At 72.6% G+C, this 20,755-nt stretch carries 23 protein-coding genes; 9 read left to right on the top strand and 14 right to left on the bottom strand.

Annotated elements, in window-relative coordinates:
* Nucleotides 1-227: 227 nt before the first annotated feature.
* Both purE and FHX44_RS22160 read right to left on the bottom strand, forming a co-directional pair.
* Nucleotides 228-731, bottom strand: coding sequence for a 5-(carboxyamino)imidazole ribonucleotide mutase (purE, locus tag FHX44_RS22165; protein ID WP_246170515.1), 504 nt, complete (start codon nucleotides 729-731; stop codon nucleotides 228-230).
* Nucleotides 724-1,953: a 5-(carboxyamino)imidazole ribonucleotide synthase gene (locus FHX44_RS22160; protein WP_281287903.1), complete on the bottom strand. Its 1,230-nt coding sequence runs from the start codon at nucleotides 1,951-1,953 to the stop codon at nucleotides 724-726. Before FHX44_RS22160 ends, purE begins: the two co-directional genes overlap by 8 nt.
* Before the next feature lie 57 nt (nucleotides 1,954-2,010).
* Between FHX44_RS22160 and FHX44_RS22155 the strand changes: the two genes are divergently transcribed.
* A complete protein-coding gene (locus FHX44_RS22155) occupies nucleotides 2,011-2,520 on the top strand; it encodes a GtrA family protein (protein ID WP_147257547.1) in 510 nt (169 codons plus the stop codon).
* Between the two features lie 5 nt (nucleotides 2,521-2,525).
* Here the strand turns inward: FHX44_RS22155 and FHX44_RS22150 are convergent, their stop codons facing one another.
* From FHX44_RS22150 to FHX44_RS22140, 3 genes are all read right to left on the bottom strand, one after another.
* The gene (locus tag FHX44_RS22150; protein ID WP_147257546.1) at nucleotides 2,526-3,794 is read right to left on the bottom strand and encodes an ATP-binding protein; all 1,269 of its coding nucleotides are present in this window, start codon (nucleotides 3,792-3,794) and stop codon (nucleotides 2,526-2,528) included.
* Between the two features lie 179 nt (nucleotides 3,795-3,973).
* Nucleotides 3,974-4,630, bottom strand: coding sequence for a response regulator transcription factor (locus tag FHX44_RS22145; RefSeq protein WP_147257545.1), 657 nt, complete (start codon nucleotides 4,628-4,630; stop codon nucleotides 3,974-3,976).
* An 85-nt stretch (nucleotides 4,631-4,715) separates the two neighbouring features.
* Complete coding sequence (locus tag FHX44_RS22140) at nucleotides 4,716-5,324, bottom strand: TetR/AcrR family transcriptional regulator (RefSeq protein ID WP_147257544.1); 609 nt, start codon at nucleotides 5,322-5,324, stop codon at nucleotides 4,716-4,718.
* A 90-nt stretch (nucleotides 5,325-5,414) separates the two neighbouring features.
* Between FHX44_RS22140 and FHX44_RS22135 the strand changes: the two genes are divergently transcribed.
* The 4 genes from FHX44_RS22135 to FHX44_RS22120 all read left to right on the top strand — a co-directional run bounded on the left by FHX44_RS22135 (nucleotide 5,415) and on the right by FHX44_RS22120 (nucleotide 8,310).
* Nucleotides 5,415-6,518, top strand: coding sequence for an alpha/beta hydrolase (locus tag FHX44_RS22135; protein WP_147257543.1), 1,104 nt, complete (start codon nucleotides 5,415-5,417; stop codon nucleotides 6,516-6,518).
* A gap of 93 nt (nucleotides 6,519-6,611) precedes the next feature.
* Nucleotides 6,612-7,070, top strand: a complete 459-nt coding sequence (locus FHX44_RS22130) for a DinB family protein (protein ID WP_147261370.1) — start codon at nucleotides 6,612-6,614, stop codon at nucleotides 7,068-7,070.
* 16 nt (nucleotides 7,071-7,086) lie between these two features.
* Nucleotides 7,087-7,860 carry a histidinol-phosphatase gene (gene hisN, locus FHX44_RS22125; protein ID WP_147257542.1) on the top strand — a complete coding sequence of 258 codons (774 nt, stop codon included), beginning with the start codon at nucleotides 7,087-7,089 and terminating at the stop codon, nucleotides 7,858-7,860.
* Between the two features lie 3 nt (nucleotides 7,861-7,863).
* Nucleotides 7,864-8,310, top strand: a complete 447-nt coding sequence (locus FHX44_RS22120) for a MaoC family dehydratase (RefSeq protein WP_147257541.1) — start codon at nucleotides 7,864-7,866, stop codon at nucleotides 8,308-8,310.
* A 42-nt stretch (nucleotides 8,311-8,352) separates the two neighbouring features.
* On the opposite strand, the gene FHX44_RS22115 is transcribed toward FHX44_RS22120, so the two are convergent.
* The 5 genes from FHX44_RS22115 to FHX44_RS22095 form a co-directional block, all read right to left on the bottom strand.
* A complete protein-coding gene (locus tag FHX44_RS22115; RefSeq protein WP_147257540.1) occupies nucleotides 8,353-9,522 on the bottom strand; it encodes an LLM class flavin-dependent oxidoreductase in 1,170 nt (389 codons plus the stop codon).
* 59 nt (nucleotides 9,523-9,581) lie between these two features.
* Nucleotides 9,582-10,160 (bottom strand): Uma2 family endonuclease, encoded by a 579-nt coding sequence (locus FHX44_RS22110; protein ID WP_147257539.1) that lies wholly within the window; start codon nucleotides 10,158-10,160, stop codon nucleotides 9,582-9,584.
* 52 nt (nucleotides 10,161-10,212) lie between these two features.
* Entirely contained in the window at nucleotides 10,213-11,133 is a 921-nt protein-coding gene (locus FHX44_RS22105) for a hydroxymethylglutaryl-CoA lyase (protein WP_147261369.1), read from the bottom strand.
* A gap of 77 nt (nucleotides 11,134-11,210) precedes the next feature.
* Complete coding sequence (locus tag FHX44_RS22100) at nucleotides 11,211-11,690, bottom strand: PH domain-containing protein (protein WP_147257538.1); 480 nt, start codon at nucleotides 11,688-11,690, stop codon at nucleotides 11,211-11,213.
* Between the two features lie 46 nt (nucleotides 11,691-11,736).
* Entirely contained in the window at nucleotides 11,737-12,543 is an 807-nt protein-coding gene (locus FHX44_RS22095) for a biotin--[acetyl-CoA-carboxylase] ligase (RefSeq protein ID WP_147257537.1), read from the bottom strand.
* A 189-nt stretch (nucleotides 12,544-12,732) separates the two neighbouring features.
* On the opposite strand from FHX44_RS22095, the gene FHX44_RS22090 reads away from it, so the two are divergent.
* The 3 genes from FHX44_RS22090 (at nucleotide 12,733) to FHX44_RS22080 (ending at nucleotide 14,979) form a co-directional block, all read left to right on the top strand.
* Entirely contained in the window at nucleotides 12,733-14,364 is a 1,632-nt protein-coding gene (locus FHX44_RS22090) for an acyl-CoA carboxylase subunit beta (protein WP_147257536.1), read from the top strand.
* Nucleotides 14,361-14,588, top strand: coding sequence for an acyl-CoA carboxylase subunit epsilon (locus tag FHX44_RS22085; protein ID WP_147257535.1), 228 nt, complete (start codon nucleotides 14,361-14,363; stop codon nucleotides 14,586-14,588). The genes FHX44_RS22090 and FHX44_RS22085 overlap by 4 nt, the downstream gene beginning before the upstream one ends.
* A 136-nt stretch (nucleotides 14,589-14,724) precedes the next feature.
* The gene (locus FHX44_RS22080; RefSeq protein WP_147257534.1) at nucleotides 14,725-14,979 is read left to right on the top strand and encodes a hypothetical protein; all 255 of its coding nucleotides are present in this window, start codon (nucleotides 14,725-14,727) and stop codon (nucleotides 14,977-14,979) included.
* A 59-nt stretch (nucleotides 14,980-15,038) separates the two neighbouring features.
* On the opposite strand, the gene FHX44_RS22075 is transcribed toward FHX44_RS22080, so the two are convergent.
* The 4 genes from FHX44_RS22075 to FHX44_RS22060 are packed head-to-tail and all read right to left on the bottom strand — an operon-like array spanning nucleotide 15,039 to nucleotide 18,460.
* The gene (locus FHX44_RS22075; protein ID WP_212612595.1) at nucleotides 15,039-15,620 is read right to left on the bottom strand and encodes a GTP-binding protein; all 582 of its coding nucleotides are present in this window, start codon (nucleotides 15,618-15,620) and stop codon (nucleotides 15,039-15,041) included.
* On the bottom strand, nucleotides 15,604-16,002 hold the full coding sequence (locus FHX44_RS22070; RefSeq protein WP_212612594.1) for a DUF742 domain-containing protein: 399 nt from the start codon (nucleotides 16,000-16,002) through the stop codon (nucleotides 15,604-15,606). The genes FHX44_RS22075 and FHX44_RS22070 overlap by 17 nt, the downstream gene beginning before the upstream one ends.
* 2 nt (nucleotides 16,003-16,004) lie before the next feature.
* Complete coding sequence (locus FHX44_RS22065) at nucleotides 16,005-16,406, bottom strand: roadblock/LC7 domain-containing protein (protein ID WP_212612593.1); 402 nt, start codon at nucleotides 16,404-16,406, stop codon at nucleotides 16,005-16,007.
* Nucleotides 16,403-18,460: a sensor histidine kinase gene (locus FHX44_RS22060; RefSeq protein ID WP_147257533.1), complete on the bottom strand. Its 2,058-nt coding sequence runs from the start codon at nucleotides 18,458-18,460 to the stop codon at nucleotides 16,403-16,405. The genes FHX44_RS22065 and FHX44_RS22060 overlap by 4 nt, the downstream gene beginning before the upstream one ends.
* A gap of 545 nt (nucleotides 18,461-19,005) precedes the next feature.
* Here FHX44_RS22060 and FHX44_RS22055 point away from each other — a divergent pair.
* Entirely contained in the window at nucleotides 19,006-20,709 is a 1,704-nt protein-coding gene (locus FHX44_RS22055; RefSeq protein ID WP_147257532.1) for a hydrogenase maturation protein, read from the top strand.
* The last annotated feature ends 46 nt before the right edge of the window (nucleotides 20,710-20,755 follow it).

Here is a 20,755-nt window from a genome sequence, read left to right as displayed (position 1 = left end):
TGCTGCGCAAGCCGAGCTGGACGGGCTCGGGCCCGGGGATCACGGGTGACTGCCTGGAATTCGCCGGCACCACACCGGCTTCCACTTGGCCGTCGGAACGAGTCCTGTGGTGCTAGCGGACAGCCACCTCACGAGTCCTGTAGCTATTCAACGCTGGACCACCTCCTCTCACGTGTACGGCCACAGTACGACCGGGAGACGCGGGCGCGCCACGAGATTTCTTCAGATCACTTTTCGGCGGCGGTAGCGCGCAGTGCGGCGTCCTTGGCGATCACGGAGTCGGCGAGGTCGGCCTGGAAGCGCACCATCCGCTCCCGCACCGCGGCGTCACTCGCGGCGAGGATCCGGACGGCGAGCAGCCCGGCGTTGCGCGCCCCGCCGACGGCCACGGTGGCCACCGGCACGCCCGCCGGCATCTGGACGATGGAGAGCAGCGAGTCGAGGCCGTCGAGCTGCGCCAGCGGCACCGGCACGCCGATCACCGGCAGCGGCGTGGCTGCGGCCACCATCCCGGGCAGGTGCGCCGCTCCCCCGGCGCCGGCGATCACCACGCGCAGCCCCCGCTCCGCCGCGCCCGCGGCGTAGTCGAGCATGCGCTGGGGCGTGCGGTGCGCGGAGTAGACACCCACCTCGTAGGGCACCTCGAACTCGGCGAGGGCGTCGGCGGCGGCCTCCATGACGCGCCAGTCCGAGTCGCTACCCATGATCACGCCGACCTGCGGGTCACGCACGCTGCACCTCCTGTTGCTGGAGGCCGGTGTGCGGCGACCAGCCGTCCGGCCACTCGGCCGTGGACAGCCACGCCGCGGCGAGCGCCGCGCGCGACCGCACCGCGGCCATGTCGTCACCGAGCACGGTGACGTGCCCGACCTTGCGGGCCGGCCGCTCGGCCTTCCCGTAGAGGTGCACCTTCACGTCGGGGAACCGCGCGAAGAGGTGGTGCACCCGCTCGTCCACCGACATCGCGGGCGACCGCGCCGCCCCGAGGACGTTCGCCATCACCACGGCGGGGGCGGTCGGAGCGGTGGCGCCCAGCGGGTAGTCCAGCACGGCGCGCAGGTGCTGCTCGAACTGCGACGTGCGGGAGCCCTCGATCGTCCAGTGCCCGGAGTTGTGCGGACGCATCGCCAGCTCGTTGACCACGAGCACGCCGTCGGTGCGCTCGAACAGCTCCACCGCCAGCAACCCCGTGACGCCCAGCTCGGCGGCGATCCGCAGCGCCATCTCCTGGGCCCCCGCGGCCACGTCCGGGTCCAGGCCGGGGGCAGGCGCGAGCACCTGCACGCACTGGCCGTCCTCCTGCACGGTCTCCACCACCGGCCACGCGGCGGCCTGGCCGAACGGGGAACGCGCGACGAGCGCGGCCAGCTCCCTGCGCATCGGCACGGCCTCCTCGACGAGGAGCGGCGTGCCTGCCGCCAGCAGTTCAGCGACGAGCTCGGGTTCCGGGCCGCGCAGCAACCACACGCCGCGGCCGTCGTAGCCGCCACGGGCGGCCTTGAGCACCACCGGCCAGCCGTGCTCTCCGGCGAACCCCGCGACGTCGGCGGGCTCACGGACCTCGGTGTAGGCAGGGCCTGCCACGCCCAGCCCCGCCAGCCTGCGGCGCATCACGAGCTTGTCCTGCGCGTGCAGCAGCGCGTCCGGACCGGGGTGGACGGGCACGCCTGCCTCGACGAGGGCGCGCAGGTTCTCCTGCGGCACCTGCTCGTGGTCGAAGGTGACGGCCGAGCACCCGCGGGAGAAGGCGCGAAGGGCCTCCAGGTCGGAGGGCATTCCTGCGTGCACATCGGCGCACACGAGGGCGGCGGGGTCAGCCGGGTCGGCAGCGAGCACGCGCAGCGACTGGCCGAGCGCGATGGCGGCCTGGTGCGTCATGCGAGCAAGCTGCCCGGCACCGACCATCCCGACGACTGGAAGGGGCCCGACGGGGTGCGGGCGGGTGGCGTCCACGGTGGAGGAAGCCTACCGGCGGGCGCCGCGCCACCCGCGTCTGGCACGATCGAACAGGTGTCCGTTGTCGAGTCGGCGCTGGCGATCATCCCCCAGCCCTACCGCGACGTCGCCATCAAGCACCGTGAGCTGGTGAAGTTCGCCTTCGTCGGCGGCACCACGTGGGTGATCGACACCGTGGTGTTCCTCCTGCTCAAGTCCACGGTGCTGGCTGAGAAGCCGCTCACGGCGAAGATCATCGCGGTGTTGGTGGCGACGATCGTGTCGTACGTGCTGAACCGGGAGTGGTCCTTCCGCACCCGCGGTGGCCGTGAGCGCCACCACGAGGCGGCGCTGTTCTTCCTCGTCAGCGGCATCGGCGTGGCCGTCTACTCGGCGCCGCTCGCGATCTCGCGCTACGTGTTCCACCTCTCGGTCCCCGAGGTGAGCCTCCTCACCCAGGAGGTCGCCGACTTCGTGAGCGGGCAGATCGTCGGCGTGCTCGCCGGCATGGCGTTCCGCTGGTGGGCCTTCCGCCGCTTCGTCTTCCCGGACGAGGACGTCCGCAGGCGGGTCCCGGCGGCCTGACGCGGTCAGCGCGGGGACGACGGCCTGCGGGGGCCCGCGGCGACCACGTCGTCCGCTCGGGCCGCCGGCAGGAAGATCGTGAACACCGGGGGGCGCGCCCGCGACAGCTCCAGCCGCCCGCCGTCGGCCTCCACCAGCGCGCGGGCGAGCGCGAGCCCGATGCCGGTGGACGAGCCGACCGACACCCCGCGGTCGAACACGTGCGGCACGAGCTCCTCCGGTACGCCTGCGCCCGCGTCGGTGACCTCCACCAGCAGGCTCGTCTCCGCCGCGCGGGCGCTGAGGGTCACCGTTCCGGAGCCGTGCTGGATCGCGTTGTCGAGCAGGGCACCGATCGCCTCGCGGATGCGGGCGGGCGTCACCCGGGCGAGCAGGCCGTCGGGCACCCGGACCTTGAGCGAACGGCCGCTCGCCTTGAGCGTCGGTCGCCACTCCTCGGCCACGGCGCCGAGCGTCTCCCGCAGGTCCCGCGGCTCCGCGCCCGCGGCGCGCGCCACCCGGGCCGCCTCCAGCAGCTCGTCGAGCACCTCGGCGAGCCGCTCGGCCTGCTCCAGCGCGGCGAGCGCCTCGCTGCGCGCCGTCGGGTCGGGATGCGAGGCCAGCTCGTCGAGCCGCAGCTGCAGCGCGGTGAGGCGGCTGCGCAGCTGGTGGGACACGTCGCCGACGAGCGCCCGTTCGCGCTGCAGCAGGTCGGCGAGCGCGACGGCTGAGGTGTCGAGCACGTCCGACACGCGGTCCAGCTCGGGGATCCCGTGCCGGTCGGGCACCGCGCGGAAGTCACCGGCACCGAGCCGGGCGGCCCGGTCGGCCACCCCGCGCAGCGGCTCGGCCAGCCGCCGCGCCGTGACGGTGGCGACCACCGCGCCCGTGCCGACCGACAGCACGACGAGCAGCAGGACCACCGCCGTCACCTGCAGCTGCTCGGTGCGCATCAGCTGCAGCGGCTCCTGCATGACGAGCACGTCGCCCGGCGCGAACGGCAGCGACTCCGAAACGGGATCGGTGCCCACCTGCGCGCCCACGACCTGGTCCGGCTCGCCGGCACGCTGCAACACCAGCCGCCCACCCGCGGGCACGGCGAGCTCGATGGACTCGCGGTCGATCCTGGCGCCCGCGGTGTCCAGCCGCGCCGCCACCTGCTCGAGGCGGGACAGCAGGTCGGCGCGGTGGATGTCCTCCACCAGCCGCCACGTGGTGATCGCGAGCGGGCCGCCGAGCACGAGCGCCGTGATGGCGACCACGAGCAACGTCGACTGCAGGATCCGGCGGCGCACTAGTGTCCCCCGCCGGCAGCCCGTTGCGTGTATCGGCGGATCCAGGTTTCCGCTGGGTGTGCCGACGGGCCGGCCTCGTATCGGACATACTCGGCCGGCTCGGCGGTGCGCCCAGCGGGGAGCTGGGCCGTCGAGACATGTGGCGGGCTGCCGGCGGGGGACACTTCCGTCCTCTTCGGTCAGCTCTGGTTGAACCGGAAGCCGACGCCACGCACCGTGGCGATCCGGCGCTCACCGCCGATCTTGCGACGCAGCCACGACATGTGCATGTCCAGCGTCTTGGACGTCTTCATGTCCGGGTCGTTCCACACCTCGCGCAGGATCTCCTCCCGCGTGACGACTTGGCCCGCCCGCAGGAGCAGCACCCGCAGCAGCTCGAACTCCTTGTTGGCCAGGCCCACCTCGGTGCCGTCGACGAGCACCCGGCGGCCGGAGAGCTCCATCCGCACGCCGCCCACCTCGACGGCCTCCGGGGTGAGCCGCCGCAGCAGTGCCCGCACACGCGCGAGCAGCTCGGCCAGCCGGAACGGCTTGCCCACGTAGTCGTCGGCGCCTGCATCCAGCCCGACGACGAAGTCGACCTCGTCGGTGCGGGCGGTGAGCATCAGCACCGGTAGGTCCGGGTCGTCCAGCCGCACGCGCCTGCAGACCTCCAGGCCGTCCATCCCGGGCAGGCCCAGGTCGAGCACGAGCAGGTCCACCTGGCCGCGCCGCACGCGCTCGAGCGCGGCGGCGCCGTCGGTGGCGACCTCGACGGCGTACCCCTCTCGCTGCAGCGCCCTGGACAGGGGCTCGGCGATCGCGGCGTCGTCCTCGGCCAGCAGGACGGTGGTCACCGGGCAAGTCTAGGCAGCGCGGGATCATCGGTGCGTGTCCGCGACCACATCGCGGCACATCCCGTGCACCGACCCGGTGTCGTGGTCACCCGTTCGCCGGGACCGCGGGCAGCAGCGCGTGGAGCACGCGCCCGGCCCGGTCGGCGTCGGGTTGCTCACCGGTGGTCAGCGTCAGGTAGACGTAGGACTCGAGGATCCGGACGACGACGTACGTGAGGTCCTCGATGGGGATCTCGGTCTGCACCCGGCCCGAGGCGAGGTCCTCGGCGAGGACGTCGTGGACGACCCCGAGCAGCCGCGACTGGAAGTCGGTCGCGCGCGTCGTGAGCAACCGCAGCGCGAGCTCGCCCTCGTGCTCGACGAAGGCCCGCATGCCGGGGTTCTGGATCACCGCGTGCACCCAGGCGTCGAGGACCGACGCCGATCGGCTGCGGCCCGGCTGCACGGTGGCCGGGTCCGCGAGCAGCGCGCTGAACGTGCGGTGCCCCAGTGACCAGACGATCTCGACGAGCAGCTGCTCCCGGGAGCCCACCCACCGGTAGAGGGTGGCCCGGTTGACGCCGAGCTCCCGGGCGAGGGCCCCCATGTCGACGCGGCGGCCCTCGAGGAACGTCCGCCGCGCCCGGCGGAAGGCATCGAGCGCCGACGGGCGAGCGCCTCCCCCGGCCAGCTGCGCCTGCAGCGGGGTCACCACGATGCCGCCTCCCGTCGTATTGACATCCGAGAGTGTTCCGAGCCACAGTCGCGTGCACCATATCCCGCTCGTGTTGCAAAGAGGCCACAGATGAGCGAAATGACGCAGTCGCCCAGGGCTCGGCGCGAGGGCCGGCTGGACGACCCGTCCGTGGATCTGCGCACCGAACCGCGGCTGCACCCGGGCTTGCGGGCCGCGCTCGGCGCCCTCGGCATGGATGGGCACGCCGCCCCGCCACCGCTGGACCGCAGCGCCGATCCCGCCGCCGTGGCCGAGTACGTCGGCGGTGCGCATGCCGCGTTCGAGGGGCTCTACGCGGCGCTGCCGACCGAGTGGCCCGGGGAGGCGCCGGTCGCCGTGTCGTACCGGACGGAGTCGGTGCGCGGTGTGGACGGCAACGACATCGCGCTGCACATCGTCCGGCCCGCCGAGGCAGCCGGCCCGCTGCCCGGCCTGGTCTACGTCCACGGCGGCGGGATGACCATCCTCGACGCGGACAACAAGGTGCACCGGCAGTGGAGCCGCGACCTGGCGGCCACCGGGATGGTCGTGATCACGGTCTGTTTCCGCAACGCCTGGACGCCCCACGGGACGAACCCGTTCCCCGCGGGGCTCCACGACTGCGGCTCCGCGCTCGACTGGGTGCACGAGCACCGCGCCGACCTCGGCATCTCGGCGGTCGTCGTGCAGGGGGAGTCGGGGGGCGCCAACCTCGCGCTCGCCACCGCGCTCGAGGCCAAGCGGGACGGGCGGCTGGACCGCATCGACGGCGTCTACGCGATGGTGCCCTACATCAGCGGCGGCTACGGGTGGCCCACCGACCGCAAGCTGCGCGAACTGCCGTCGATGGTCGAGAACAACGGCCACTACATCGACTGCGAGATGATGGACCTGCTCGTCTCGGTCTACGACCCGACGGGCGAGAACGCCGAGAACCCGCTCTGCTGGCCCTACTTCGCCACCACCACCGACGTCGAGGGCCTGCCCCCGCACGTGATCACCGTCAACGAGCTGGATCCGCTGCGCGACGAGGGCATCGCGTACTTCCGCACGCTGCAGCGGGCCGGCGTGCCGGTGGTGGGAAAGGTCAACCTCGGCCTCACCCACGCCGCCGACATGTCCTTCCGGCAGGCCGTCCCGGACGCGTACCGCGCGACCGTCCGCGACATCCACGCGTTCGCCCGGTCGCTCTGACCGGAGCGCCGCTCGTTCCGGGCAGCGCGAGATCATCGGCACGTGTCCGACGACAACCGACCGCGTCCGCCTGCCGCCGCCGACGAGCGCACGATGCTCGCCGGCTGGCTCGACTTCCACCGTGCGACCCTCGAGATGAAGTGCGCGGGCCTCACCCCCGAGCAGCTCGCCACCCGGCCCGTGGAGCCCTCGACGCTGTCGCTGCTCGGGCTCGTCCGCCACATAGCCGACGTCGAGCGCGGCTGGTTCCGCCGCCGCCTCGGTGGTGAGGACGCGCCGCCGCTCCACTACTCCGACGACGACCTCGACGGCGACTTCGACAACCTCGACCCGGCCGCCGTCGACGACGCCTTCGCCACGTGGCGTTCGGAGTGCGCCCGGGGCCGGGAGATCGCCGCGGCCCTTCCGTCCCTGGACGTCATGGTCACCGACCGCGAGGGGAGGCGGCTGTCGGCACGCTGGGTGCTCTTCCACATGGTGGAGGAGTACGCCCGCCACAACGGCCACGCCGACCTGTTGCGGGAGCGGATCGACGGTGCCACGGGTGAGTGAGGCAGGCTTGCCAGTCGTGGACGCCGATCTCGAGCTCGCCCTCCGTCTCGCCGACACGGCCGACGCGATCACCCTCGCGCGGTTCCGGGCCGCCGACCTGCGGGTCACCCGCAAGCCGGACCGCACGCCCGTGACCGACGCCGACACCGCCGTCGAGGACGCGCTGCGCAGCACGATCGCAGCGGAACGCGGCGGCGACGCGGTGCTCGGGGAGGAGCGGGGTGGGGTCGTCACCGACGCGGAGCGCGGCTGGGTGATCGACCCGATCGACGGCACGAAGAACTTCTCCCGTGGCGTGCCGGTCTGGGCGACCCTGATCGCGCTCACGGTGCGCGGCGAGCCCGTGGTCGGGGTGGCGAGCGCGCCCGCGCTCGGCAGGCGGTGGTGGGCGGCCCGCGGGGAGGGCGCCTGGTGCTCCGACCCCTCCGGCCCGCGGCGGATCGCCGTCTCGGGCGTGACCGAACTGGCCGACGCCTACCTCTCCACGACCGACATCAAGTCGTTCTCCGAGATCGGCCGCCGCGACGACTACCTGCGGCTCGTCGACTCGTGCTGGGAGACGCGCGCATTCGGCGACTTCTGGATGTACTGCCTGGTGGCCGAGGGCGTGCTCGACATCGCCGTGGACGCCGCGGCCAACCCGTGGGACCTCGCCGCCCTCGTCCCGATCCTCACCGAGGCGGGTGGCACGCTCACCGACCTCTCCGGGTCGGCGACGTTCACGGGTGGCGACGGGCTCGCCTCCAACGGCGCCGTCCACAAGGCCGCGCTCGAGATCATCGGGAGGTGAGGGGTGGACCCCGAGCTCTACTTCGAGGACCTGACCCCCGGCCGCGTCTTCGACCTCGGCACCACGGTGGTCGACCGCGACGAGATGCTCGCATTCGCCCGCCGGTTCGACCCGCAGCCGTTCCACGTGGACGACGAGGCCGGCAAGGCCTCGATCTTCGGCGCTCTCGCCGCGTCGGGCTGGTTCACGGCATCGCTGTGGATGCGCGCCTACGCCGACGGGGTGCTGGCCCGCGCCACCTCCCTCGGCTCGCCGGGTGGCGAGGAGATCGCATGGCCCGCGCCGGTGTTCGCGGGCGACGAGCTGCGCGCCTCGATGGAGGTGGTCGAGGCGCGCCGCTCCCGCAGCCGTCCGAGCCTGGGCCTGGTGAAGCTGCGCGCCTTGCTGCACCGCGGCAACGAGGTCGTCTACCGCAGCACCTTCACCGGCATGTTCGGCACGCGCGGTTGACCGTCGACTTCACCAACCGAGTGCGGAGTGTGTGAAGTGGGCTCAGCCGCGGTCGGTCAGCTCCTTCTCGTACTTCTCCGTCATGTGGGCGACGGCCGCCACCTGCTGCTCGGCGTGGCCCGAGCGCGACTCGCTGGCCCGGGCCTTGGCGTCGAGCGTGGCCTGCGCCTGGCCCTGGAACCGCGGCATGACGTGCTGCGCGATCAGCTCGTACGAACGGCGGGTGGCCTGCGGGTTCGCCCACTCGTGGGCGAGCAGCAGCATGGCGCCGAAGCCGCCCGACTGGTCGACGAGCCGCTGCACCTGCGCGGCCGCGTCGTCGGGTGTGCCGATGGCGCCGATCCCGGCCTCGTTGACGAACTCGATCATCTCCCGCACGTCGCCGCCCTCCACGGCCATCTGCGGGAACGCGGCGACCTTCTGGAAGTACCGGAACCACTGCTCGATGCCGTGCTCGACCTCCCGGTACGCCTGCTCCCGCGTCTCGGCCACGTGCATCAGCCCGACCAGCCGCCACGCCGCCCGGTCGACGGTGGTGCCGAAGGTCGCGGCCCGCTCCTCCATCACGTTCCAGTGGTGGGCGAGCGCGTCGAAGCCCTCCTTCGTGAGCGTGGCGCCGATGGAGAGCAGCCCGACGCCGTGCCGGCCCGCCAGCCGCGGCCCGGTGGGCGAGGCCACCGCGGCGACGGCGACGTCGAACAGCGGGTCGGAGTAGGGCCGCAGGTGCAGCCGGGCGTCGATCAGCCGATGGGTGCGGGTCGTGGCCGTGACCGGCTCGTCGCCGCGCAGCAGCCGCATGACGATGTCGAGGTTCTCCTCGAGCAGCTCGCGCGTGTCGGTGGGGTTCAGCCCGATCATGGCCGAGTCGGTGGGCAGCGAACCGGGCCCGACGCCGAGCATCACCCGCCCGCGCGTCAGGTGGTCGAGAAGCACGATCCGCTCCGCCACCCACAGCGGGTTGTGGTAGCTCAGCGAGACCACGCCCGTACCGAGCCGGATGCGCCTGGTGCGCTCGGCCGCCGCGGCGATGAAGATCTCCGGTGAGGCGATGATCTCAGAGCCCGCCGAGTGGTGCTCACCGATCCACGCCTCGTCGTACCCCAGGTCGTCGAGGTGTTGGACGAGCTGCAGGTCGCGCTGCAGGGCGGTGGTCGGGTTCTCGCCCGCGGGGTGGAAGGGGGCCAGGAAGATGCCGAACCTCAGTCGGGACACGAGCCGCTCCAGTCGTCGCTGACGGGGAGCTTCGACCGTCGCACGATCTGCCCGCGCGGTCACCCCTCCGATGGGTGGGGGCCCCGGTCGAGGAGCGATCGGATGTCGATCCGCATCGGGAACGGCTCCTGGACGATCAGCTCGCCCGTGGCCGTCTTGCTCTCCACGTAGCCGTCGCCGGGAGCGCCCAGCCCGTACACCGTGATCGATGGCGCGGGTGGGTCGAGGTCGACGACCCAGTAGTGGGGGATCCCCGCCTCGGCGTACTCGAAGTGCGTCATGTGAAGGTCGATCTTGCGGGAGCCGGGAGAGATGATCTCCACCGCGAGTAGTACATCCCCGGCCGCAACCCGGCTTTCCGGACCGTCGGCGCGCACGATGACGAGGTCAGGCGCGCGAACAGTCGCCGGTCCTTCGGCCTCGACGACCACTTCGAAGTCGGGAAGTACCTCCCATTCCGGAGGCGTGTGCCGCTCCATCCGGGGGGCGAGCCGCAGCAGCGCACGCTGATGCTTCCTTGCCGGTTTCGGCGACACGACGAGCACGCCCTCCTGCAGCTCGTAGTGCGCCGAGTTGTCCTCGGGCAGGGCGTCCCACTCGTCGAGAGTCATCAGCTCCCGCGGGATCGGCAGCGCCACCGCGCACCTCCTCGAACGGTCCGCACCATTGTGTCCCGGGCCACCGACAGAACTACGTCGCACCGCCCAACGCCCGCACCACCCGCGACGGCGACGGCCGCCCCAGCTTCTCGGCCATCCAGACGCTCGTGGCGACGAGCGCGTCGAGGTCCACCCCGTGCCCGATGCCGAGACCGTCCAGCATCCACACCAGGTCCTCGGTGGCGAGGTTGCCGGTGGCCGACTCGGCGTACGGGCACCCGCCGAGACCGCCCGCGCTCGCGTCGACGGTGCGGACGCCGCGGCGCAGTGCGGCGAGCGTGTTGGCCAGCGCCTGGCCGTAGGTGTCGTGGAAGTGCACCGCGAGCTGGCGGACCGGCACACCGGCCGCGACGCACGCGTCGAGCACGGCGTCGACGTGCCCCGGGGTCCCGGTGCCGATCGTGTCGCCCAGCGAGATCTGGTGGCAGCCCATGCCGGCCAGCCTGCGCGTCACCGCCGCCACCTGCTCCGGCGCCACCGCGCCCTCCCACGGGTCGCCGAAGCACATCGAGACGTACCCGCGCACCCGCAGGCCTGCCTCGAGCGCCCGCTCCACCACCGGCTCGAACATGGCGAACTGCGCGTCGAGGGTGCTGTTGAGATTGCGTTGGGCGAAGGTGTCGGTGGCGCTCGCGAAGATCGCGATGTGGGAGACCCCCGCGTCGAGCGCCCGGTCGAGGCCGCGCTCGTTCGGCACGAGCACCGGGTAGTCCACGCCGTCGGCGCGCACCAGCAGGCGCAGCAGGTCACCCGCGTCCGCCAGCTGGGGCACCCACTTCGGGTGCACGAAGCTGGTGGCCTCCAGCACCCGCAGTCCCGCCGCGGCGAGCCGGTGCAGGAACTCCGCCTTCACCTCGACCGGCACGATCGCCGACTCGTTCTGCAGCCCGTCCCGCGCCCCGACCTCGTAGATCGTGACGTGCTCCGGCAACCCGGGCGCGGGCACCGGCATCGGCAGGGGTCTCGTCACTCTCGCCACCTCGCTACTGAGCCGTCTCCATCGGGCCACGTCGCTGTCGGGCCGCGTCGCTACTGCGCCACCTCGTTGTAGAGCACGGTGTGCACGCGCCGCACGCCCGGGACGTCGTCGAACTCGAGCGACTCGTCGGAGTCCGACTCGACGACCAGCGTGCCCGCTCCGAGCATCCGCTCCAGCAGGCCCTGCCGGAACTGCACGCTGCTGATGCGCTTCAGCGGGATGTCCATGCCCTGCCGCGTGAACACACCCTCGCGCACCAGCACCCGACGATCGGTCACCACGAAGTGCGTGGTGCGCCAGCGCACCACCGGGTAGACCGTGAACCGGCCCGCGAGCGCGAGACCGGCCAGCGCGAGCCCGAGCCACGCCCACGGCGCCCAGCTCTGCGCGCTCACGAGCGCGGCGAGGAAGCTGGCGACCCCGACGACGAGCAGCAGCACGACCACGGGAACGACGAGCATCTTCCAGTGCGGGTGCCGGTGCACGACCACCTGCTCGTCCTCCACGAGCAGATCGTCCGGATAGGCCACGAATCCACGGTAGGCGTTCCCCGCGGCGCCGTGTCGGAGGACGCGCCTACCCGGAAGGGCGCAGGTGCACCACGTCGCCCGCGGCGACGGCGCGCCGGTGGCCCGCCGCGTCGAGCAGCAGGAGCCGCCCGTCGCGGTCGACGTCCTCGGCGATCCCGCGCAGCGCGGCACCGCCGGGCAGCTCGACCTTGACCTCGGAACCGAGCGTGACGCAGCCCGCCCGGTAGTCGGCACGCAGCCGGGTGGCCTCGGCGTCACCGCGGCCCTCGCGCCACGCGGCCTCCCGCTCGGCCAGGCAGCCGAGCAGGGTGGTGAGCACGTGGGTGCGGTCCACCACGGCACCCTCGTCGGCGAGCGACGTGGCACCCGGCTGATCGGGGGGCGCGGCCGCGACGTTCAGCCCGATCCCCACGACGACGGCGGGCCGGACGGCGTCGGCGACCTCGGCGAGGATCCCCGCCGCCTTGCGCTGCCCGGTGCCGAGCAGCAGGTCGTTCGGCCACTTGAGCCCGGCCGGGACGTCGCAGACCGCGCGAATGGTGTCGAGCAGGGCGAGCCCGGCGAGCAGCGGCAGCCAGGCGAACCGCGCAGGCGGCACCCCGATGGGACGCAGCAGCACGCTGACCGTGATCCCCGTGCCCGGCGGGGCAACCCAGGTGCGCGTGAGCCTGCCGCGTCCGGCCTCCTGGTGCTCCGCGACGAGGACGGAACGGTCGGGCGCACCGTCGGCGGCGGCGGCGAGGAGGTCGGCGTTGGTGGAGCCCGTGCGCTCCACGACGTCGACGTGTGCCCACCGCCCGGTGAGCGCAGCCCGCAATGCGGCTGCGTCCAGCGGCTCGACGGTCCGGTGCATGGCTGGTGACGCTACCGGCGAGTCACCCGGCCCGCTGGGCTTTCCCGGCATACGCGACGGACGGCGCCCGCGCGTCGCCGGACGCGCAGCGGGCCTCGACGAGCCGCGCCGGGCGTGCCGATGCAACCGGAAGGCTGCGTGACGCGGATCGCGCCGGGACGGGCGCGGGCGGCGATAGGCTGCCGGGCCATGAGCGCTGCAACGGAGCCGTTCGCGTCCGGCCCCGACGAGCCCGACATCCACACCACCGCGGGCAAGCTCGCCGACCTGTACCAGCGCATGGACGGCGCGGTGCACGCGGGCAGCGAGGCCGCCGTCGAGCGGCAGCACGCGAAGGGCCGTCAGACCGCGCGCGAGCGGATCGACCAGCTGCTCGACCCCGGCTCGTTCGTCGAGCTCGACGCGCTCACCCGGCACCGCTCCACCAACTTCGGGATGCAGGACAAGCGCCCGTTCGGCGACGGCGTGGTCACCGGCACCGGCACGATCGACGGCCGGCCGGTCGCGGTGTTCAGCCAGGACGCCACGGTGTTCGGCGGCGCGCTCGGCGAGGTGTACGGCGAGAAGATCGTCAAGGTCATGGATCTCGCCACCAAGATCGGCTGCCCGGTCATCGGCATCAACGACGGCGGCGGCGCGCGCATCCAGGAGGGTGTGGTCGCGCTCGGGCTCTACGGCGAGATCTTCGTGCGCAACGTGCGCAGCTCCGGGGTGATCCCGCAGATCTCGCTCGTGATGGGGCCGTGCGCGGGCGGGGCGGTGTACTCGCCTGCGATCACCGACTTCACGGTGATGGTCGACGGCACCAGCCACATGTTCATCACCGGGCCGGACATCATCAAGACGGTCACCGGCGAGGACGTCGACTTCGAGGAGCTCGGCGGCGGCCGGGCCCACAACACGAAGTCCGGTGTGGCGCACTACCTGGCCGAGGACGAGGCAGACGCGTTCTCCTACGTCAAGGAACTGCTGTCGTTCCTGCCGTCCAACAACCTGTCCGACCCGCCTGCCTTCTCCTCGCCCGAGCCGACGGAGGGCGCCATCGCCGACGCGCTCACCGACACCGACCTCGAGCTCGACGCGATCATCCCGGACTCGCCCAACACCCCGTACGACATGCACGAGGTGATCACCCGGGTGCTCGACGACGGCGAGTTCCTCGAGGTGCACGCGCTCTTCGCACCCAACATCGTCGTCGGGTTCGGGCGCGTCGACGGAAGGTCGGTCGGTGTGGTCGCCAACCAGCCCACCCAGTTCGCGGGCTGCCTCGACATCGACGCCTCGGAGAAGGCCGCGCGGTTCGTCCGCACGTGCGACGCGTTCAACATCCCGATCCTCACGTTCGTGGACGTCCCCGGCTTCCTGCCCGGCACCGACCAGGAGTGGAACGGGATCATCCGCCGCGGCGCGAAGCTGATCTACGCCTACGCGGAGGCCACCGTTCCCAAGGTCACGGTGATCACCCGCAAGGCGTACGGCGGCGCCTACGACGTGATGGGGTCCAAGCACCTCGGCGCTGACGTGAACGTCGCGTGGCCCACCGCGCAGATCGCGGTCACGGGCGCGGCGGGCGCGGTCAGCATCCTCTACCGCAAAGAGCTCACCCAGCTGTCGGGTGACGAGCTCGCAACCCGCCGCGCGGAGCTGCAGCAGGAGTACGAGGACACGCTCGCCAACCCCTACATCGCGGCCGACCGCGGATACATCGACGGCGTCATCCCACCGTCGCACACGCGCGGTTACGTTGCGCGGGCCCTGCGGCTGCTCGCCACGAAGCGGGAGGCCGTGCCCGCGCGCAAGCACGGGAACATTCCGCTGTGACGAGCAGCCCGGAGGAGCGGCGCACCGCGTTCCGCGTGGTCAGGGGCGAGCCGTCGGACGCGGAGCTGGCGGCGCTCACGGTCGTGCTCGCGGCCGTGGCCGCCGATCCGCCCGCCCCGGCGCCGGCCCCCGTCCGGGACCGGTGGTCCGATCCCGCCACGCGTTTCCGCACGCCGCTGCACCACGGACCCGGAGCGTGGCGCACCTCGACCTGGCCTCGCTGACCGGGCGATAAGAAGACCTCAAGGCTTTCTGAAGACGCTGGCCCGTGCGAGTGGCACAGCCCACACTCGGGGCCAGGGCCGGGGCGATCGGCGTCCAGGGGGGCGGTGCGCTCCCGGCCACGAGGAGGCGATCGAGGTGGAAACAGTCATCTGGTTCGGCATCGCCGCGATCATCGTGATCGCCCTGGTGATCGCCGCGATCGGCCGTCCGGGCGATGGCCCTGGCCGCCATGGCCGGAACGTCGGCAGCGACAACCCGCGGCCCCGCGTCGGCAGCCGCAGCGGCGGCGGCCACAGCAGCGCGTACGTCGCGAGCGGCTGGAGCGGCGACACCGGCTCCAGCAGCTGCGGGGGTGACAGCTCCGGCGGGGGCTGCGGCGGCGGCTCCTGAACCGACCCGACCGGCCCGGCCCATCGGGGCCGGGCCGGTCGGTTGTGTCGGGTCGTGGGTCAGCCGGCCGGCACCACCGCGGTGCGGGCGAGCGCGTGCTCGACCAGCGTCACCAGCGCGTCCCGGCTGGACCGGGGATCCCTGGCATCCATCCAGATGAGCGGGCAGTCCGACGGCAGCGCGAGCGCGTCCCGCACGGTGTCGGCGTCGTAGTCGTCGGCACCGGGGAACCGGTTGACGCCGACCACGAACGGCAGCCGCCGGTTCTCGAAGAAGTCGATCGCGGGGAAGCAGTCGTCGATCCGGCGCAGGTCCACCAGCACGACGGCGCCGACGGAACCGCGCGCGAGCTCGTCCCACATGAACCAGAACCGGGACTGCCCCGGCGTCCCGAACAGGTACAGGATCAGCGACTCGTCGACGGTGATGCGCCCGAAGTCCATCGCGACCGTGGTGGTGGTCTTGGTGGGCACCATGTCCGCCTCGTCCACCCCGATCGAGGCCGTGGTCATGGCCTGCTCGGTGAGCAGCGGCGGGATCTCCGAGAGCGAGCTCACGAGCGTCGTCTTGCCCACTCCGAACCCGCCGGCGATCAGCACCTTGAGCGGGATCAGCTCATCGGGATCAGTGTGAGCGTGCACGTAGTCCCTCCAACAACCTTTCCAGGATCTCGGGTGCCGGGCCGCCTTCCGCCGACGGCGGAAGGTGCACGGCCAGGTACCCCGCGTCGACGAGGTCGCTGACCAGCACCCTTGCCACACCGACCGGCACCCGCAGCGCGGCGCCGATCTCGACGACCGAGATCGGCCGGGCCGCGAGTTCGACGGTCGCGCGGTACTCCAGGTGGAGCTCGTCGGCTCGCTGGCCGGCCGGTGTCACGGTCACCAGGGTCTCCACCGGCAACTCGGCGCCCGTGGAGGAGCGGGTACGCCCGCCGGTGAGCGCGTACACCGGCACCACCCGCCCGCCGTGCGCCTCCTGATCGCCCGAGGTGTTGCGACCGATGGCGTCGGAGAGCGACACGGCTACCGTCCAGCGCTCGCCCGCGGAGCGGGCGTGAGTGCATGGCCCACGCGCGCCGCGAGCAACGTCATCTCGTAGCCCACCATGCCGATGTCGCACTGCCGGCGCGTGAACACCGCGAGCGTGGCCCCCTGGCTCACCGACGAGACGAACAGATATCCACCGGCCATCTCGAGGATGGTCTGGGTGACGGGGCCCGCGTCGAGCAGGTGGGCCGTGCCGCGGGCGAGGCTGACCAGCCCGGACGCGGCCGCGGCCAGCTGGTCGCCCAGTGCCACGCTGACGCCGGGCGAGGTGGCCAACCGCAGGCCGTCGCCGGAGACCACGACGCCGTGCACGACCCCGGGCACGTCGCGGGCGAACTCCCCGAGCAACCAGTCCAGCTGCCCCGATCGGATGCTCACTTCCGCATCCCTCCTGCCGTTCCTGTCTCGTCGACGACGGCCTGCGCCGCCTGCCGGCTTGCCTGGTACCGCGACAGCGCGCTGGCCGCGGCGCCGTCGATCTGGGGTTCGGCGTCGGTGTCGCCGATCGTCGCCTGCCGCAGCTCCGGCGCGAGATGCGCCTGCGGCACCCGCCGGCGCAGCTCGGGCTTGCCGTTCGCGGTGACCGCCTCACCGTTGCGCCGCGGCGTCGGGATGTCCGGGTCGTCCGGGACGTCGGCATCGCCCGCTTCGGGCGTGGAAGCGCGCGAGGGGACGGCGGGCAGCGCCTGCCGCTCCCTCGGTGTGGGCGAGGGGTGCCAGTCCGACCCCCGCGTCGCGGCAGCGGCCGGGCCGTCACCGTGACCGCGGTCGTCACCGTCGCCGTTCCCGACCGGCTGACGATCGCTGTGCCGCGTGGGCGACCCCGCCGACTCCGGGTTCCACCACCCGCGCCAGCCACCGTCGGGCGCGCCGTCGAGCCCGTGCCGGTTCGAACCCACCGTCTCGGTGGGCACCGCGGTCCAGGGGCCTCGCGCCGAGCCGTTCACGCTCCGGATGGCGCCCGTCGTGGAGACCGGCTCGACCCAGCCGGTGTTCTCGAGCGGACGGTTGTCCAACCGCGGCTCGCGACGGTTCACCTGGCCCGTGACGTATGGCCGCGCCTCGGTGACGCCCGCGTCGAGCGGGAGCACGGGTTCGGCCGGTGCGGTCGCGAAGAGCGCAGCGGGGAGCGCGACGACGGCCGTGACGCCGGATCCCGGGGTGTTGCCGAGCGAGACCGAGATCCCGTGGCGGGCGGCGAGCCGCGCCACGACGTGGAAGCCCAGCCGCTGCGCGACGGCGAGGTCGACCTCGCGGGGGCTGGCGAGGAGCTCGTTGGCGGCGATGAGGTCGGCGGGCGGCATCCCGACGCCCCAGTCCTCGATCGTCAGCAGGTAGCCGCTCTCGTCGCGGCGGTCGGGCCGGGCCCGGATCGTCACGGCGGTGTCCGGCGGCGAGAAGCGCACCGCGTTCTCGGTGAGCTCGGCGACCAGGTGGGTCAGGTCGGCGACGGACGCACCGGACACGGCGATCCGGTCGTCGATCGCGAACACGACGCGGTCGAGATCCTCGGTCTCGGCGATCGCGGCGCGCACGACGTCACGGAGCGGGACGGGGGCCGACCAGGTGCGCGGCGGCTGCTCACCGGCCAGCACCAGCAGGCTCTCGGCGTTGCGGCGCACGCGGGTGGCGAGGTGGTCGAGCGTGAACAGCTGGGAGAGGGCGTCGGGGTCGCGCTCCTTCTCCTCGAGCTGGTTGATGATGTCCAGCTGCCGGTAGAGCATGCTCTGGTTGCGCCGGGCGAGGTTGACCAGCATCTCGGAGGTGAAGCGCCGGCGCCCGATCTCCGCGTCGGCGGTGATGAGCTGGCGGCCGAGCGCCTCCTTCTCCGTCTGCTCGTCCTCCGTGATCCGCCAGAAGATCACCATGCCGACGCACGCGAAGAGCACCGCGATGCCGTGGATGAACGACCACAGCCACGGGTTCGCCTGCCCCACCGCGTGGGAGAAGATCAGCCCGCCGAGCCAGATCGTGCCGATGCCGTGGCTGAGGAAGGTGAACCCCACGTTCCACAGGAAGGGCACCCAGTCCTGGTAGAGCGCGATGAAGCCGATGATGATGAAGAAGTGGAAGTGGGCCTCGATGCTGCCCGAGGTGAGCACCACGAGTCCCGCCGAGCAGAACACCAGGCCGCCCGTCACGCAGAACGACGCGAGCCTGCGGGTGCGCAGCACGTGCCCGAGCACGAGAAAGCCCACCGGCGCGAGCAGCGTGTAGCCGACCACGAGGGGCGTGTTCTGCAGCGCGAGGCCGAGCACGGCCATCGCCGGCACGTGGATCGCCAGTACCCACTTCAGCAGCCGGTGGCGCCGCTGCCAGGACTTGTCGTCCAGCGTGTTGCCGCGCGGCAGGTAGGCGAGCAGGCGGTTCACCGCCCGGCCCGTTCGATCGGTTCCCTCCTCGGGAGGGCCGATCGGCGCACTGGTCTGCATGGAGGTCTGCTCCGTCCGGTCGCCAACGCCATTTCCGTGCTCCTGGAGGGCGGAACGGTACATCGCGATCCGCGCCGCTCGGCGATGGTCATCAGGCCGATGCGCGAAATGGCCTAACCGCTGAACCGCTCGACTCCGACATTCGTCCGTTCGGCTCACTCCGACCTCGGCGAGAGGACGGTTAGCAACCAGGGCCAATTACAGGTAGCAGGCATGCCAGTGCGTTCCGTGACGACCTACTGTCCTTGAGCGCGGAAGAACTGCCGCTGGGCGCGCTGTAGTGAACTGGATGTACTCGATGCCTTCGGAGTAACTGCACTACCCCGAACGGCCGCTTGAGAGCGGCCATTCGGCCCGACGCCATGCCACCACCGGGCGGTTACAGTGCGATCACGCACCCCTTCCCCGCCGATACAACGATCGACCGGCCGGGAGGATGCGCGCGTCAAGGGCCGACGCATCACGAGCGCATCACGCTTGGTTAGCCGCTTCTCGGCGAAACCGTCGTCGCGCTGTGCACGGAAATCGCTACCACGGAGATCGGCGTGAGAATCCTCCTGTTGTGCTCGTCCTTCAACGGCCTCACCCAGCGGGTGTGGACGGAACTGCTGGCAGATGGACACGAGGTGGTGCACCGAACGGCCGACTCCGAAGACGCCATGCGGGCGGCCGTCGCCGCCTTCGACCCGGACGTGATCATCTGCCCGTTCCTCAAGGAGCGGATCCCGGAGGACATCTGGACCTCGCGGCCGACCGTCGTGCTCCACCCGGGCCCGGAGGGGGACCGCGGGCCCTCGTCGCTGGACTGGGCCATCACCGGTGCCGAGCCGGAGTGGGGGGTCACCGCCCTCGGCGCCATCGGCGAGATGGACGCCGGCCCGATCTGGGGCACGCGCACGTTCCCCCTCCCCGCCGAGCCGCCCCGCAAGAGCGCGCTCTACTCGGGCCCGGTCACCGAGGCGGCCACCGCGCTCGCCAGGGAGGTCGCGCTGAAGGTGAGCGACCCCGCGTTCGTGCCGCGACCGCTGGACTACTCCCGTCCCGGTGTCCGCGGCCGGCTCCGGCCCACGATGCGCCAGGCGGACCGGGCCTTCTCCTGGTCCGACCCCACCGAGCACGTGCTGCGGCGCATCCGCGCGGCCGACGGCTCACCGGGCGTCCGCACCGAGCTCGCCGGGCTCCCCGTGTCGGTGTTCGACGCGCACCGCGGGCCTGCCACGCCCGGCGAACCGGGCACGATCGCCCTGCGGCGCCACGGCGCGGTGCTCGTCCGCACCGGCGACGGCGCGCTGTGGATCGGTCACCTCCGCCGGGTCGGAGACGGCCCCCGGATCAAGCTGCCGGCCACCACGGTGCTCAGGGACCGGCTCGCGGGCGTCCCCGAGTCGCTCGAGCCGCTCGGCACGCCGGGCGCCGGCTACCGGGAGATCACCTACCACCGCCACGGCCCGGTCGGCGTCGTCGGCTTCGACTTCTACAACGGGGCGATGTCCACGGCGCAGTGCCACCGGCTCGCCGCGGCGCTGAGGGCCGCGGCGGCCCAGGACACGTCGGTGCTGGTCCTGCGCGGCGGGCAGTTCTTCTCCAACGGCATCCACCTGAACGTCATCGAGGCCCGGCCGGACGCGGCCGCGGAGGCGTGGCGGAACATCAACGCGATCAACGACGTCTGCCGCGAGATCATCACCTGCACGCACCAGCTCGTCGTCGCCGCCATCGGGGGCAACGCGGGGGCCGGCGGCGTGATGCTCGGCCTGGGGGCCGACCAGGTGCTGGTGCGCGCGGGCGTCGTGCTCAACCCGCACTACCGGACCATGGGCCTGACCGGGTCGGAGTACTGGACCTACACGCTCCCCCGCCGCGTCGGGGCCGCCGAGGCCGAACGGCTGACCGGGGAGTGCCTGCCGGTCGGCGCCGCAGAGGCGGCATCCATCGGGCTCGCCGACGCGGTGCTGCCCGGCGCGCCCGACGAGTTCGATGCCACCGTGCTGGAGTACGCGTTCCGCCTGGCCACCGCGGACGGCCTGGCCCAGCGCCTCGCCGCGAAGGCGGCGGTGCGGGCGGCCGACGAGCGGCACCGGCCGTTGGAGACCTACCGGATCCGCGAGCTGGCCGAGATGAGCCGCGACATCTTCGACGACCGCCACGGCTTCGCCGCCGCGCGCAGCGCCTTCGTGACGAAGCAGCGGCCGTCCACCGCTCCCGCGCCGCAGCAGGAGGCCGCGCTCACCCGGAGCGTGGCCTTCTGAGCCCCGGCTCACCACACCTCTGACGCTGCCGCGGCACTGACCTGCA

This window comes from Pseudonocardia hierapolitana (assembly GCF_007994075.1).
In the GTDB taxonomy this organism is placed as follows: Bacteria; Actinomycetota; Actinomycetes; order Mycobacteriales; family Pseudonocardiaceae; genus Pseudonocardia; species Pseudonocardia hierapolitana.
Note: the sequence above shows the minus strand (reverse complement) of the source record. Positions and strands in the feature narration are given on the sequence as shown.

Excerpts from the sequence above, each read along its gene's own strand:
- FHX44_RS22135 (WP_147257543.1), top strand. The coding sequence starts at position 5,415 with ATGAGCGAAATGACGCAGTCGCCCAGGGCTCGGCGCGAGGGCCGGCTG.
- FHX44_RS22130 (WP_147261370.1), top strand. The coding sequence starts at position 6,612 with ATGCTCGCCGGCTGGCTCGACTTCCACCGTGCGACCCTCGAGATGAAG.
- FHX44_RS22105 (WP_147261369.1), bottom strand. The coding sequence starts at position 11,133 with ATGCCGGTGCCCGCGCCCGGGTTGCCGGAGCACGTCACGATCTACGAG.
- FHX44_RS22095 (WP_147257537.1), bottom strand. The coding sequence starts at position 12,543 with ATGCACCGGACCGTCGAGCCGCTGGACGCAGCCGCATTGCGGGCTGCG.
- FHX44_RS22090 (WP_147257536.1), top strand. The coding sequence starts at position 12,733 with ATGAGCGCTGCAACGGAGCCGTTCGCGTCCGGCCCCGACGAGCCCGAC.
- FHX44_RS22060 (WP_147257533.1), bottom strand. The coding sequence starts at position 18,460 with ATGCAGACCAGTGCGCCGATCGGCCCTCCCGAGGAGGGAACCGATCGA.